This is a genomic window from Paenibacillus sp. FSL H8-0261 (genome assembly GCF_045040645.1).
Classification (GTDB): domain Bacteria; phylum Bacillota; class Bacilli; order Paenibacillales; family Paenibacillaceae; genus Paenibacillus_AQ.
The window spans coordinates 5,471,020-5,485,450 of record NZ_CP150297.1 but is presented as its reverse complement, the minus strand read 5'-3'; the positions used below and the strand labels follow the sequence as shown (position 1 = coordinate 5,485,450).

The following is a 14,431-nucleotide window of genomic DNA, read 5'->3' as shown; positions in this document are numbered from 1 at the left end:
TTAAAACGTAATTGTTCTTCTGAAATAAAATGTTGCATTACAGGTTGGATTGTGTTATGATAATTGAGTTGCTTCTTTACATGGAGGCTTAGCTCAGCTGGGAGAGCATCTGCCTTACAAGCAGAGGGTCGGGGGTTCGATCCCCTCAGCCTCCACCATGAAGCTTTCTTATGGTAATGAATAGCTAAATATTTTTAATGACGCGGGGTGGAGCAGCCCGGTAGCTCGTCGGGCTCATAACCCGAAGGCCGCAGGTTCAAATCCTGCCCCCGCAACCAATTTTCATCAAGCAATTATATCTTTTGGAACCGTGGTGTAGTTGGCCTAACATGCCTGCCTGTCACGCAGGAGATCGCGAGTTCGAATCTCGTCGGTTCCGCCATTTTTCTTGCTTCATGAGCCATTAGCTCAGTTGGTAGAGCACCTGACTTTTAATCAGGGTGTCGAAGGTTCGAGTCCTTCATGGCTCACTTCTTAAGTGAGTCGGACACTAATACATATCGTGTGCGGACGTGGCTCAGCGGTAGAGCATCGCCTTGCCAAGGCGAGGGTCGCGGGTTCGATTCCCGTCGTCCGCTCCATATAAATTTTGCGCCCTTAGCTCAGCTGGATAGAGCGTTTGACTACGAATCAAAAGGCCGGGAGTTCGAATCTCTCAGGGCGCGCCATATTTTAACTTCATACTTTGCCGGCGTGGCGGAATGGCAGACGCGCTCGACTCAAAATCGAGAGGGAAACCGTGGAGGTTCGAGTCCTCTCGCCGGTATCAATTAGCAAGCGAAGCTCTTATGCGTTAAGCTAAGGGCTTTTGCTTTTCAAGTATAGTAAGGTAAATCATTATATTGTGGACTCTTAGCTCAGTTGGTAGAGCAGTAGACTCTTAATCTATTTGTCCAGGGTTCGAGCCCCTGAGAGTCCATCCTTAAAAGAAACGGCAGAGATGCCGTTTCTTTTTTTATAAGAGTTATACGGTTTCAATTATAGTCACAAAAAAAGCCACAAAGTACGATATTAGCGTACTTCGTGGCTTTTGATATTTATGGAAGGATATTACCCGCAGCGCGGTAAATTTCATACCATTCTGGTCTGGTGAGTGTAATATCGGATGCTTTGGCAATATCCCGCAATCGCTGCGTATTGGTTGTACCTACAACAGGCTGCATATTTGCCGGATGTCTGAGAATCCAGGCAATGGCAATAGCGGTATTGGTAACCTCTTTTTCAGCTGCCAAACGGTTAATGACCTCGTTCAATTCAGGGAACTTGTCGTTGTCCAAGAATACACCTTCAAAAAAGCCATATTGGAAAGGCGACCATGGCTGAATGGTCATGTCATGAAGACGGCTGTACTCCAAAATCCCGCCATCATGAACAACCGAACCGGAGTTTGTCATATTCACATTAAAGCCGGTATCAATCATACCCGTAAACATAATGCTTAATTGCAGCTGGTTGAACAGCAGTGGTTGCTTTACATTTTTCTTCAGTAGCTCGATTTGTAACGGGTTCTGGTTGCTGACACCAAAATGCTTGACCAATCCCTTGTTCTCCAGAATGTCAAAAGCCTCAGCCACTTCTTCCGGCTCGAACAGCGTGTCAGGACGGTGAAGCAAGAGCACATCGATATAATCGGTCTTCAAGCGTTTTAGGCTACCCTCTACGGATTGTAGGATATGCTCTTTGGAAAAATCAAAATAGCCCTTGCGGATTCCGCATTTGGTTTGGATCAGCATTTTATCACGCATACCAGGATTGTTCTGAAGTACCCCTGCGAATACCTCTTCAGCTTTGCCGTCCGCATAAATGTCGGCATGATCAAAGAAGTCTATTCCGAGCTCCAACGCACTATGTACATGTGTATCAGCCTCTTTTGCAGATAAATCCGCAATCCGCATACAGCCAAGCGAAATTTGGGACACGTCAAGTACACCATTCGCTACACTAATTTTCTTAACCATGAGTGATTCACTCCTTAGAATGTAAGTTAGAACTTGCAGTATTCTATCAAACCATATCACAAAGTGGGAGGCTAAGCCAATATGCCCTACGACGTATAGGTAGGTTGTAAGTAAAGTACAAAAAAGAGGCTGCCACATCAGTAGAATTCACTACTTTTGCAGACAACCTCTTTTTTTATACATCCATAATTAATATATGGAAGTGCTCAGAATCATTTTAGTACATATTCGGAATGTCGACATTAGGATCAATATCTGCTTCGTAGTCTACGCCATCTGTTCTAAAGCCAAACAGATTGAAGAAATCTTGGCGGTAGCCTTCAAGATCTGCCAGCTCACCTGCATTATCAGTTGTCAGCTCGTCCCAACGTTTCATAACCTCTGTCTGAACGTCCTCACGCATTTCCCAGTCGTCAATGCGGATCAAGCAGCTTCCGTCCGCAGTAGCCTTGCCTTCACCGTATAGGTGCTCAGAGAACAAGCGATACATTTGTTCAATACAGTTCTCGTGCAGGCCTTTTTCCTTCATCACTTCATAAAGTGCAGAGATATATAGGGGCACTACAGGAATAGCTGAGCTGGACTGAGTTACGAGCGCCTTATTAACGGATACAAAGGCACGTCCGCCTTTTGATGAAAGAAGGTCATTCATTTGGATCGCAGTCTGTTCCAGATCGTACTTGGCTTGGCCAATTGTTCCGTCCCGATAGATAGGGTGAGTGATTTCAGGCCCGATGTAGGAGTAAGCAACGGTAGTAGCACCATCTGCAAGGACATCAGCTGCTTGAAGCTGATCGATCCACATTCTCCAGTCTTCGCCGCCCATTACAGCGATGGTCTGACGTACTTCCTCTTCATTAGCAGGCTCAATGGTGGTCATGGATACTTCGCCTGTATGGAAGTTCAAGGTTTTATTCGAATAAGCTGTTCCCACTGGTTTAATAACGGAGGAGAAGGTTTCTCCTGTTACCGGATGGGTACGACGAGGTGAAGCGACACTATAAATAACTAAATCGATGGTGCCATATTCAGCTTTAATCAATGCAATGGTCTTCTCTTTAATCGCATCAGAGAAGGCATCGCCAACTATGCTGTGTGATTTAAGTCCAAGCTCTGCTGCTTGTTGTTCAAAGGCAGCGGAGTTGTACCAGCCTGCAGATGCGGTGCGCTGACCTTCCGCAGCCTTATCGAAGAACACACCAATGGTATTGGCGCCAGCACCAAAAGCAGCTGAAATTCTAGAAGCCAGTCCGTATCCGGTAGAGGCACCGATGACAAGTACATTCGCAGGTCCCTCAATTTTCTTTTGCGCTTTTACATATTCAATTTGTTGTTCTATTTGTTTGGCGCATCCCTCTGGATGGGCTGTTGTGCATATAAATCCGCGTGTTTTAGGTTGAATAATCATCAAGGAATTCCCCTTTGTATAAAAATTTAAGTCTACTGATACACAGAGAAAGTATAGCAAACAATATTTACTAATACAAAGAATTTAGGATATTCGATAAGAATCCGCTGCCCTGTATTTTTGTTTGTTGGCTAGCTGCGCTATCGAGTCTTGATCATTTATTAAGGCTTGCGGACTCCAGTGACGCTATTCCTTAGAAAAGGGGCTGCCCCAGTAGCCATTTCATGACTTCAAGGACAACCCCCTTTACATTATAAGGCGCTATTACGCCTTAAAGATTGAATCAATCGCTTTGATCTCATCTGGTGTCAGCTGAACTTTCAGAGTCTGGAGATTCGATACGATCTGTTCCGGACGTTTAGCTCCGGGAATAAGTGCGTCGATGGAAGGTACGGTCAAATACCAGGCTAGCACCACATGTGCGACTTCAACACCTTTGGCATCGGCAATTTGGCGAACCTTGTCCACCTTCTCCAGGTTTTTGGCAAAGGTCGCTCCTTGAAACATTGGGTTGTTCTTTCTATTGTCGCTGAACGTATCGCCTTGCTTATACTTGCCGCCAAGAAGGCCGGACGCGAGTGGGAAGTAAGGAACGAAAGAAATGCCAAGCTCCTGCGTGTAAGGGAGCAGTTCTTTTTCTGCATCACGGTGCAGCAGGTTGTAATGGGATTGGAGAACATCCACATGCCCGTCCTTGTTGGCTTCTCTCAGCTGTTCAATGGAGAAGTTGGAGACCCCGATCGCTTTGATCTTTCCTTCATCCTTCAGCTTCTTAAGCTCGCCAACAGCTTCATCCTTAGGAGTGCTTTCATCAGGGAAATGAATATAGTAAAGATCGATATAATCGGTCTGGAGGCGTTTCAAGCTGTCTTCCACAGACTGTCTTAGAAAAGCTGGAGAGTTGTCGATCGTAACCTTATCGCCAGTAATCTTGTGAGCGCCCTTAGTAGCAATAACCACATTGTCACGGCCGCCTCTTTCTCTCAGCACTTCTCCAATAAGTTCCTCGGATCTACCTGGACCATAGATAAAGGCGGTATCAATGAAATTGATCCCATGGTCAAGAGCGTTGCGAACGATGTCTTTACCAGTCTCATCATTTAAGCCGGGAAATAAATTATGCCCACCAACAGCATTGGCACCCAGTCCGAGAGGGAGTACCTGCAAATTTGTTCTACCTAAAGTTATTTTACTAGACATAATCAATCGTCAGCTCCTTAAAATAGAATATGAACTATATTAAGTATAGCTAATAGCCCGTAGTAAGACAAATTGCTGATTTCCAGCTTTATACATGAATATTTAAAGCGTATAAGTTATGATATAAAGAATAATTTTGCGTTCCCACATTTGTTGCCACAATGAAGTAAAGGAGGTTTGTCTTATGCTAGTTATTAATCAAAATGAAGTGGCTGAGTTATTAGCAATGGAGTCTTGCATCACAGTGATGGAATCCGTTTTGAAGGACTTGTCCGCAGGACAAGCCATACAGAGCTTAAGACAAGTACTCCCGCTGCACCAAGGCAATCTGATTGGCTTAATGCCGGGCTTTTTGCAGAGTGAAGAAGTAGCAGGCGCCAAAATCATCAGTGTGTTTCCAAGCAACCATGGCTCAGGTTTACCTTCCCATCAAGGGCTTGTTACGTTATTCGATTCTTCTACCGGTGTTCTGAAAGCTGTAGTAGATGGACAGAAGATTACCGCAATTCGTACAGCAGCTGTTAGTGCAGTAACCACTCGTTATCTGGCTAGAGAAGATGCAGAGGTGCTTGCCATTCTAGGTACGGGCGAGCAAGCCAAAAGCCATCTGGAAGCGATGCTACTGGTTCGATCGATTCGTGAGGTCAGAGTTTGGAGTAGGACACTTGCAAAGGCAAGAGATTTCCAAGCAGAAATGAGCCGTAAATATGGTGTGGACATCCTTGTGGCTGAGTCTATTCAAGAGGCAGTTAATCCAGCAGATATCATTTGTACCGTAACAGCATCCACAGAGCCTGTGCTCAAAGGGGAATGGCTGAAGCCTGGAGTACATATCAATGCGGTTGGAGCCTGTAGAGCAGCGGATCGTGAGCTGGATTCGGAGACCGTACGGTTAGCTAAGTTATATGTAGACCGATTGGAATCCGCGCATAATGAATCTGGGGATTATTTAATTCCGCTGAACGAAGGCGTGATTACTTCAGGCCATATTATCGGTGAAATCGGTGAACTGATCAGCGGGAATATTGAGGGCAGAGCTACAGCTGATGAGATCACTCTTTTTAAAGGACTAGGACTTGCAATAGAGGATTTAGCAGCAGCCAACTTCATTTATAATGAAGCTGTTAAATTACAAAAAGGCATTGAAATTGCATTCTAAGGAGCGACCACATGATGAGCACATATGAAGGTTTGTATGATTTCAAGTTGACGGAGCAAGACGAAGAACGGGCCGTACATTTGCATGAACAGAACATTAATATTGATTTGCTATTTCAAGGTCCCTTATCTCCAAACGCAATTCCAGAGTCTGTGTCTAAAAAAATAAAAGAGCTGTGTGAGCCCTATAAAGATGAGCCGATGATATACAGCAGCATGCCAGCAAAAATGATCACAAAGCTGTCGGCCAGCGGTGAGATCCCCGAGTATAAAAGTGAATGGTATAAATCGGGAATTACCGCGGGTAACCGGGAACTTCATTTAGAGTCCTTGGAAAGCATGATCAATAGCATGGCTGAAGTTCAGCTTCAGTTCGACTCCGCAGATTGGTTAGTTAAAGCTTTAACCGCAGAGGACATACGTGCAGCCAAGCGTAATGGCCATAAGGCGGGTATTATCACAGCGCAAGAAACGGATGGCCTAGGTACCAATCTGGACCTATTAGATGTATTACATAATTTTGGCTTAAGAATTTTACAATTAACCTATAACAATCAGAATCAGGTCGGTGCAGGCTGTGCAGAACAGTCGAACGCTGGGATTACGAATTATGGAAAAAGATTCATTGAGCGTCTAAACAAGCTCGGGATCATTGTAGATACGGGACATTGTGGAAAACAGACCACGCTCGATGCTTGCCAGTATTCTAAGACTCCGGTCATTGCTTCACACACGGGTGTAGAGGCTATCTATCCACATATGCGCTGTAAAAGTGATGAAGAGATTATCGCGATAGCGAAGACGGGTGGAGTCATCGGTATTTTTGCTATGCCGTGGTTTGTTCATGAAGATCCTAACCATACGACCATTGATCATGTGCTGGATCATATCGAATATGTGATTCGGCTTGTAGGCGTGGATCATGTCGGGATTGGAACGGATTGGCCGATGAGCGATGTGCTCTGGTCATTGGTTTATTTTAAAGAACATATTGCACCTAAGCTAGGATTTGCCAAAGGAGACGGACCTTCTACTGAAACCGTTGCTGGGCTTGAAAAATATAGCTATTTTATCAATTTTACTAGAGGTCTAGTGGCTCGCGGTTATAAGGATGAGGATATTGCAAAGATTATGGGTGGCAACTGGCTGCGTGTATTTGAAAAAATTTGGGGATAGGGGATAAATAGATGACAACATACTTGAACACAACTACATTTAACTTCTACTGTTCTGGCATTTATTCAGGGAAAATACATTTTACGGAACAACAAATTAAACTCGCTAAGGTTGATCCACGCAGACGAACACAAATGCAATACAATGCGCTGGATAGCCAGTTCAAGACCGTTCTTCCATTTCAAAAAATCCACGAACACATGGGCGCTTACGCTAAAGCAGAATGGGTCAATGATGAGGTAGTTCTAAGTAATGGTGATCTTTATCAAAAGCATATTCAGTATCAGGCTGTATTGGATGGCCGTGAGCTTACTTCACAAGTATGGGCGCTACGAAAAGAGACGGCACTGGATATTGTGACCTTGGATGGTGAGATTATTGCCTTTCTTACGCCGAATCGGTATGGCATCGAGCTGATTGTTAAAGCAGGATATGAGACGCTGACGCCTCTGGTTGTTTATGATGATCCCCTTTTGTCCAAGCCAGAGTATGGTGTAAATGATTTGGGTACGAATCTGATTCCGATGCGTGATGGCGTGAGACTGGCTACGGATGTGTTTCTTCCTGAGGGCATTCAGCCGGGAACCAAGCTGCCGACGATTCTTGTGAGAACCTGTTATGACCGTAACGGGAAAAAAGAGATTTTTATGAGATGGGCTAACAAAGGTTATGCAGTGGTGTCACAGGACGTTAGGGGTCGGGCGGATTCGGAAGGGGAATTGATCCCTTTTTATAATGAACGGGATGATGGCTACGATACGATCGATTGGATTATCGCGCAGGAATGGTCGGACGGAAATGTTGGCATGTGGGGCGCGTCCTATCTCGGCTTTGTGGTTGTCTCAGCGGCGACCAGCGGGCACCCCAATTTAAAGGCTGTTGTGGATGAAGTGAATGTCGGCTCACCGTTTGTAGATACGGCGCGTAAGGGTGGAACGCTTTGCTCTTGGCCACTCTTGTCTTGGACGCTTGCACAATCTGTGGGTACCCGGACGGATTTTGATATTTTTGGGGGCATTACGGTGAACCCAGAAGCGGCCGTCGATGCAAGACCGATTAAGGAGATTCCTCAACAAATGATCGGTAAAGCATCCGGACCATGGGATCTATGGAGCCAGCATCCGGAGTATGATGATTTCTGGAGAAACTGTACCTTTACAGAGCGTGGGGATCAGGTGAAGGTCCCTATGTATGTAATCTCAGGCTGGTATGACGGTGACAGCCCTGGCGTATCGGAGACTTGGAGAATGCTGACTGAACATGATGTGCCAAATCGTAAAATCCGTCTGGGTGCATGGGAGCATGGGCCAAACCGAGCCAGAGATTATGAGGGTGTAAGCTTCGGCAATGATGCAGTCGTCTATGATTATGATGTTTCTGTATTGCGCTGGTTCGACCGCTTCCTCAAAGGCATTCAGAACGGAATAGATCAGGAGCCTAGAGCCTCTTATTATGTCGTTGGTGAGAATCAGTGGAGAACGTCGGACGATTGGACACCAGTTGAAGCTACAACTACGCCGTTTTATCTTTCCAGTGCTGGTCGGGCTAATTCAGGACAAGGAGATGGGAAACTGCTCACAGCGCCAGAGGAACACTCTCCAGAAGATACTTATGTCTATAACCCAAATGATCCTATGAATGATAGCGGTGAGCGGGAGCCTGAAAATTTGCGGAAATATGAGCTCCGAAATGATATTCTTGTGTACACTAGTGAGGTGTTGACGGAAGAATTGACTATTGCTGGCGAATTGTCTGCTGTCATTTACGCCGCTAGCACAGGTAAGGATACGGATTGGGTAGTTACGCTTAGTGATGTGAATGAACATGGAGACTCTATCCGTTTATCTAACTATATTGTCAGAGCTAAATATCGTCATGGGTTTGATGCACCAGAACTGCTCACGCCAGGGCAAGTGGAGGCATACGATATTTTCATGCCGAATATTGCTCACAGATTTGCGGTAGGACACCGAATTCGTTTTTCGATAACCTCTTCCAGTAAATTCGTTGCTTTCCCGAATACGAATACTGGTGGTAACCCGTATGAAGATTCAGAGGCGATTACAGTGCTGCAGACTGTTTACCATAATAGTGAATATCCAAGCCATGTGAAGCTGCCGGTTATTCCTAACGCTTGAACGATACTGCAAGGTCAACCTTGCAATTAGGATAAAATAGCGATTATTCACAGAAAAGCGCATAAATGATCCCTTCTCAGGTCACAATAGGGAAAAACCAGAATGAAGGGATTAACGTGTCGCGCATAAAAAAACAACTTTGGCAGCGATGGAGACGTTGGAAAAAGGCGCTTTGGGTAGGGGCAGCTTGTTTAGCTCTTACTGTACTGGCATGGCGCAGTATGCAGGTACCTGAGGAAATCAGTGGACTGCTGACGGATTCTAGTTGGACGGATAGTGCCGAAAGCGAGTTGGCCGCAGCTGTATTTAAAGTAGGCGTGGACAGCAGTGAGGAGAAAGAGAAGGGCACCATAAAAAACGAACAACTGTTACAGACGATCGCTCAAAGCGGACGCAGCAGAACCGTTCATTTAAAAATATCGTATGTATCTGGGGAAGAAGTTCAGACATTGCCAGGTGTAAAAACCCCGCTTCAGCTTAAAAAAATAATTCACGAACACCCTGCATGGAGCGGCTTCATCAGCAGTGATGGAGATTTGTGGCTGGAACAAAAAGTGAATGATCTATCGACCCTAACGAAAAAAGAAGCCTATATCGGGGTCGATGCATTTGGGAACTTGAAATTATTTAAAGGCCCTCCGGTACAGGAAAAGGTTCTGAAGACCTTTTTTCAAATGGATATGGGTTCCTTGAAATCCTCTCTGCCGGAAAGTATTTGGAAAGAGCTTCATGAGGGCATTCGTGTACAAGATATTGAAGAGTACAACAGCGTATTGTCCACCTTCAGTGACTATGCGCGTGAGGCTGCCGAACATGTCATGCAGAATAAGCAATAGCATCCTTAAGCATATCAGCTGTCCTAAAGTCATTATTAATGGCTATAGGGCAGCTTTTTTTTGCAAATATAAGAAAGTTTGAGGTTCTCATTGTAGGCCTAAAGTTGTCATTTCGCATTAGAGGGTAAACTTTTTTTCTCCCGGAAGGGGTATTTTTGCTATAATGGTTTGAAGGAATACATATGTTCGCTTCATAGCGGAGTAATGGATGAAAACGGTGGAATAAACTGCCTGTTATAGAGGAGAGATCGTGCTTGCGCATTTTGGGAATTGATCCAGGGCTGGCGATTGTCGGTTTTGGCTTTGTGGATAAGGAAGGTCATAAGTTGACCCCGGTCCAATATGGTTGTATCCAGACTGAGGCTCACACACCTGAGGAAGAACGACTGCTGCATGTCTATGAAGGCATGGGTCAGCTCATTGATAAATATAAACCTGATGCTGTAGCGATAGAGAAGTTGTTCTTTGCACGTAATGTTACAACAGCATTGCCAGTAGCACAGGCCCGCGGAGTGACGATATTAGCTGCAGTACAGCGTGGCTTACCCGTCTCGGAATATACACCTATGATGGTGAAGCAGGCTGTAGTTGGTTATGGTAAGGCAGAGAAACGGCAGGTACAGGAAATGGTGAAGCTGCTACTGAAATTATCGGCGATCCCTAAACCGGATGATGTAGCGGATGCACTCGCGGTAGCGGTATGTCATGCCCATTCGAGCAGTCTTAATTCTAAATTAAATGAGGTATTGCGAAAATGATAGATTTCTTAAGAGGACCCGTCGTTCATTTAGAGTCGGAATATGTGGTGCTGGATGTGCAGGGCGTAGGATATCGGGTGTTCTGCCCGAACCCTTATGCTTTTGCTAAAGTAGAAGGGCCTGTAATGATCTATATTCATTATCAAACACGTGAGGATGCGACGCTTCTGTTCGGGTTCCCGACTCGGGAGGAGCAAAAATTGTTCCGCAAGTTGATTGAGGTATCTGGGATCGGTCCGAAGGTTGCGCTCGGAATACTGACAGGTGGAACTCCAGATCAGTTGATCTCGGCAATTTACCAAGAGAATATAACCTTCTTAACGAAACTGCCGGGCATTGGCAAGAAGACGGCGCAGCGGATGATCCTAGATTTGAAGGACAAGCTGGACGGACTCAGTATGGCTTCCATGCAAACGGGATTATTTGCAGTTCCAATGGAAGAAGCATCGGATGGGTTAGCTTGGCAAGAGGCTAGGGATGCCCTTAAGGGATTGGGTTATACCGAAAGTGAATTGGACCGTGTGTGGCTCGCTATGAAAAAAGAGGGCGCAGAGACAGGGACTGTAGATGTGTTGATGAAGAAAGCACTTGGGCTATTATATATTGCTAAGTAAAGCCGAACACATCCTTGAAGAAAGGGAGCGATAGGAATGGATGACCGGATTATATCCGCTAATTTGATGATGGACGAGCAAGCCGTAGAATTAAGTTTACGCCCTCGTTATCTGGGAGAATATATCGGACAGAATCAGGTAAAAGAAAACCTGAAAATATATATCGAAGCAGCCAAAATGAGAAGTGAAGCGCTGGATCATGTGCTGCTCTACGGGCCTCCAGGTCTCGGTAAAACAACACTCGCGAACATTATCGCCAATGAGCTGGGTGTGAATTTACGAACAACGTCCGGTCCTGCGATAGAGCGGCCGGGAGATTTAGCCGCCCTGCTGACGAACCTGCAGGAAGGCGATGTGCTGTTCATCGATGAAATTCACCGCTTACACCGGACGGTGGAGGAGGTTATGTATCCGGCGATGGAGGACTTCGCGCTGGACATCATGATCGGCAAAGGGCCAAGTGCCCGTTCGGTACGATTGGATTTGCCGCCTTTCACACTTATAGGTGCTACCACCCGTGCTGGCCTGCTGTCAGCGCCACTACGTGATCGTTTCGGAGTGGTCAGCCGCTTGGAGTTCTATACCATAGATGAGCTAAGCTTCATTGTTGCTCGAAATGCAGATCTTTTAGGAATTGAGATTGTCGGAGATGCGGCGGAAGAGATAGCGCTTCGTTCCCGTGGAACGCCGCGGATTGCGAACCGACTATTGAAGCGAGTCCGTGATTTTGCTCAAGTGCGCGGCGATGGGATTATAACCCCTGAGATTTCTGGGGAAGCCCTGAAGATGCTACAAGTGGATCCACGTGGGCTGGACAGCATCGACCATAAGATGTTAAGAGCGATGATTTCAAGCTTTCGTGGCGGTCCTGTAGGGCTGGATACGATTGCTGCTACAATTGGTGAGGAAAGTCAGACAATTGAGGATGTTTATGAGCCCTACCTGCTGCAGATAGGATTCTTGCAGCGGAGCCCTCGTGGAAGAATTGTAACCCCGGCCGCTTATCATCACTTAGGCCTTCCGCTCCCTCCGGAGCAGCACTGAGTCAGTAACTACATTTAAAAGGAGGATGCTGGATGAAGCATACGAAGATGAAATGGGGAGGAATAGCTCCACTAAGCAAAGGATTGCTAGCAGCTGCGATTGCTGTGGGAAGTCTCTTGATCCCTGCGGGTGCCAGTCATGCCGATTCTAATAGTACGATACGAGTTGCCCTTTATGCCGATATTGGTAGTAAATATAAATCTACCGTGCCAGTAGTAACTATGTTATCGACACAAAGCTTCACTTTGATGTCAAACCAACCTGGGAGCACTCCTTTATTATCGGTGCCTGCCCAGAGCAGAATTCGTGTTAGTGTGGATGGTTATAGAGTAAAGGTAATGGAGACTTCAAGCTGGAAAACAGCTGCCGATGCGGCTAAAAAGCTTCAGTCCACCTCTGATAAGCCTCAAATTTATATGATTTCTAGAAATGGAACCAATGTGTATCAGTTGTATACAGGTGTCTATGCCAGTGAAGCTGCTGCCAAGGATGGACTTGCCCGTGTAGTAAAGGCAGGACTCGGCATTCCTGCTGATCAAACCCCTGCGGTGAAAGGGGATAAGCATTTATCGGCGGGTCGCTATTCTTCGGAACAAGAAGCTGATACTGCTCTGAGTAGTATTACAGCTGCTGGTTTTGATGCCTGGAAGGTGTTTCTCTCAGGAAGTGATGGCAGTGCTCAGTTTGAGGTATGGGTAGGCGAAGCTGCGAACGACAAAGATTTGGGTGCTGTTCAGACCACAGTGTCTGCAGCATTGCCACAGCTTGCTATGTCTGCTGTAACTTCACCTGGGTTAATCATGCGTCTGGATGCTGGGCTGGACCTTAGCAGCGAGACACAGGCTAATCATTATATGGTTTCCGGAAATGATGCTAAATTTTTGGCCGTTGGTAATGAGGCTGGAATTCAGCTCGAAGAAAGATCCAAGCGTACCTACCGTGGAAATATGGAGCTAAGTAATTTGAGAGGTTCCCTAGCGGTTATCAATGAAGTGCCACTGGAACAATATTTGTATGCAGTGGTTGGAGGAGAGGTTTCCTCCAGCTGGCCGGATGAAGCTCTAAAGGCTCAGGCTGTCGCCGCCCGAAGCTATGCAATGGCGCAAGGCAACCGTTTCGAAGTAGCGAATGTAGTAGATTCTACATTGAGTCAGGTATATAACGGAATCGGATCAGAGGCTCCAGTTATTATTAAGGCAGTGGATGCTACTGCCGGTGAAGTATTGATGAGTGGTGGTAAAGTTATAGAGGCTGTGTTCTCCTCGAACAGTGGCGGAGTAACCTCTGATCCATCGGAGGTATGGGGCAATGGTGGAGATGCATTTGCTAGCGTTCCCAGCAAAGAGGATGTCGCAGCTACTGCGACCGCTAAGAAGTGGTATTATTTACTGCTCGCTAATGGCACCTCTGGATACGCACGTGAGGATAACATTAAATTGACAGGAAATAAAACAGCAGCGGGACTGGATATAGCGACAGCTACCACTAAAGATGTCAATGTACGCCCCCTTCCTGCTGTTGAAAGTAGTGTAAGTGCGGTAGGTAAGCTGAATCCAGGCGAGAATGCTGTTGTTCTAGACAAAGTCTATGAGTCCGGTAGTTATAGCTGGATCAAAGGGCCATACACCTCTGCCGACCTTCTAAAAAGCTTGCAGGGTAAAACAACTAGCACGCTCCCTTCTAGCATCCTTAATCTGCAGGTCACTCAGCGCGGCCCTTCTGGAAGAGCGCTTCAGGTGAAAGCAAATGGTCAGGCACTGGATGTGAAATATCCTGATATGTTCCGTTCTGCGTTCAATGGATTGCCAAGTACATTGTTTGATATTGTACCAGCCGGAAGTTATACTGTATTAGGCGCTGACGGTGCTACCAGCACGATTGGAAGTTCACAGAGCGCAGGTGTACTCTCTGCATCAGGTAAGGTTAATGTGAACGGTAGTGGAACTGTAGTGATGGGTGGGGATTCCTCAGCCAGAGCGATTACTAACAGTTCGGGCTTTCTGTTCATTGGCCAAGGATACGGTCATGGTCTAGGCATGTCGCAATGGGGCGTGAAAGGCATGGCTGACAGCGGGTATGATTACAAGCAGATATTGCAACACTATTATCAGAACGTTACTATAGTTAAGGAATGAAGACAG

General features: G+C 46.0%; 11 protein-coding genes and 8 tRNA genes. 16 read left to right on the top strand and 3 right to left on the bottom strand.

Annotation, left to right across the window (positions count from 1 at the left end; translation table 11 throughout):
* Window positions 1-82: 82 nt before the first annotated feature.
* From MHI27_RS24460 to MHI27_RS24425, 8 genes are all read left to right on the top strand, one after another.
* A tRNA-Val gene (locus MHI27_RS24460) sits at window positions 83-158 on the top strand.
* A gap of 43 nt (window positions 159-201) precedes the next feature.
* A tRNA-Met gene (locus MHI27_RS24455) sits at window positions 202-278 on the top strand.
* Window positions 279-304: 26 nt separating this feature from the next.
* Window positions 305-382, top strand: a tRNA-Asp gene (locus MHI27_RS24450).
* A 15-nt stretch (window positions 383-397) separates the two neighbouring features.
* Window positions 398-470 (top strand) — tRNA-Lys (locus tag MHI27_RS24445).
* A gap of 36 nt (window positions 471-506) precedes the next feature.
* Window positions 507-581: transfer RNA gene (locus MHI27_RS24440), tRNA-Gly, on the top strand.
* A 10-nt stretch (window positions 582-591) separates the two neighbouring features.
* Window positions 592-668: transfer RNA gene (locus MHI27_RS24435), tRNA-Arg, on the top strand.
* A gap of 19 nt (window positions 669-687) precedes the next feature.
* Window positions 688-766 (top strand) — tRNA-Leu (locus tag MHI27_RS24430).
* Window positions 767-846: 80 nt separating this feature from the next.
* Window positions 847-919, top strand: a tRNA-Lys gene (locus MHI27_RS24425).
* Between the two features lie 118 nt (window positions 920-1,037).
* Here MHI27_RS24425 and MHI27_RS24420 read toward each other — a convergent pair.
* The 3 genes from MHI27_RS24420 to MHI27_RS24410 form a co-directional block, all read right to left on the bottom strand.
* Complete coding sequence (locus tag MHI27_RS24420; protein WP_076284852.1) at window positions 1,038-1,958, bottom strand: aldo/keto reductase family oxidoreductase; 921 nt, start codon at window positions 1,956-1,958, stop codon at window positions 1,038-1,040.
* 217 nt (window positions 1,959-2,175) lie between these two features.
* A complete protein-coding gene (fabV, locus tag MHI27_RS24415; RefSeq protein WP_405174873.1) occupies window positions 2,176-3,366 on the bottom strand; it encodes an enoyl-ACP reductase FabV in 1,191 nt (396 codons plus the stop codon).
* A gap of 264 nt (window positions 3,367-3,630) precedes the next feature.
* A complete protein-coding gene (locus MHI27_RS24410; protein WP_076284850.1) occupies window positions 3,631-4,566 on the bottom strand; it encodes an aldo/keto reductase in 936 nt (311 codons plus the stop codon).
* Window positions 4,567-4,750: 184 nt separating this feature from the next.
* Between MHI27_RS24410 and MHI27_RS24405 the strand changes: the two genes are divergently transcribed.
* The 8 genes from MHI27_RS24405 to MHI27_RS24370 all read left to right on the top strand — a co-directional run bounded on the left by MHI27_RS24405 (window position 4,751) and on the right by MHI27_RS24370 (window position 14,425).
* Entirely contained in the window at window positions 4,751-5,725 is a 975-nt protein-coding gene (locus MHI27_RS24405) for an ornithine cyclodeaminase family protein (RefSeq protein ID WP_405174872.1), read from the top strand.
* Between the two features lie 11 nt (window positions 5,726-5,736).
* A complete protein-coding gene (locus MHI27_RS24400; RefSeq protein WP_405174871.1) occupies window positions 5,737-6,900 on the top strand; it encodes a dipeptidase in 1,164 nt (387 codons plus the stop codon).
* Window positions 6,901-6,911: 11 nt separating this feature from the next.
* Window positions 6,912-9,038, top strand: coding sequence for a CocE/NonD family hydrolase (locus tag MHI27_RS24395; protein WP_405174870.1), 2,127 nt, complete (start codon window positions 6,912-6,914; stop codon window positions 9,036-9,038).
* Between the two features lie 116 nt (window positions 9,039-9,154).
* Entirely contained in the window at window positions 9,155-9,874 is a 720-nt protein-coding gene (locus MHI27_RS24390; RefSeq protein ID WP_341059724.1) for a BofC C-terminal domain-containing protein, read from the top strand.
* 254 nt (window positions 9,875-10,128) lie between these two features.
* A complete protein-coding gene (ruvC, locus tag MHI27_RS24385) occupies window positions 10,129-10,632 on the top strand; it encodes a crossover junction endodeoxyribonuclease RuvC (RefSeq protein ID WP_036677679.1) in 504 nt (167 codons plus the stop codon).
* Window positions 10,629-11,246 (top strand): Holliday junction branch migration protein RuvA, encoded by a 618-nt coding sequence (gene ruvA / locus MHI27_RS24380; RefSeq protein WP_076299706.1) that lies wholly within the window; start codon window positions 10,629-10,631, stop codon window positions 11,244-11,246. Before ruvC ends, ruvA begins: the two co-directional genes overlap by 4 nt.
* 36 nt (window positions 11,247-11,282) lie before the next feature.
* Window positions 11,283-12,290 carry a Holliday junction branch migration DNA helicase RuvB gene (gene ruvB / locus MHI27_RS24375; protein ID WP_042191128.1) on the top strand — a complete coding sequence of 336 codons (1,008 nt, stop codon included), beginning with the start codon at window positions 11,283-11,285 and terminating at the stop codon, window positions 12,288-12,290.
* Window positions 12,291-12,322: 32 nt separating this feature from the next.
* On the top strand, window positions 12,323-14,425 hold the full coding sequence (locus MHI27_RS24370) for a SpoIID/LytB domain-containing protein (protein WP_405174869.1): 2,103 nt from the start codon (window positions 12,323-12,325) through the stop codon (window positions 14,423-14,425).
* Window positions 14,426-14,431: the final 6 nt, after the last annotated feature.

Coding starts and splice junctions, on each gene's coding strand:
- MHI27_RS24420 (WP_076284852.1), bottom strand. CDS start 1,958: ATGGTTAAGAAAATTAGTGTAGCGAATGGTGTACTTGACGTGTCCCAA.
- fabV (WP_405174873.1), bottom strand. CDS start 3,366: ATGATTATTCAACCTAAAACACGCGGATTTATATGCACAACAGCCCAT.
- MHI27_RS24410 (WP_076284850.1), bottom strand. CDS start 4,566: ATGTCTAGTAAAATAACTTTAGGTAGAACAAATTTGCAGGTACTCCCT.
- MHI27_RS24405 (WP_405174872.1), top strand. CDS start 4,751: ATGCTAGTTATTAATCAAAATGAAGTGGCTGAGTTATTAGCAATGGAG.
- MHI27_RS24400 (WP_405174871.1), top strand. CDS start 5,737: ATGATGAGCACATATGAAGGTTTGTATGATTTCAAGTTGACGGAGCAA.
- MHI27_RS24395 (WP_405174870.1), top strand. CDS start 6,912: ATGACAACATACTTGAACACAACTACATTTAACTTCTACTGTTCTGGC.
- ruvA (WP_076299706.1), top strand. CDS start 10,629: ATGATAGATTTCTTAAGAGGACCCGTCGTTCATTTAGAGTCGGAATAT.
- ruvB (WP_042191128.1), top strand. CDS start 11,283: ATGGATGACCGGATTATATCCGCTAATTTGATGATGGACGAGCAAGCC.
- MHI27_RS24370 (WP_405174869.1), top strand. CDS start 12,323: ATGAAGCATACGAAGATGAAATGGGGAGGAATAGCTCCACTAAGCAAA.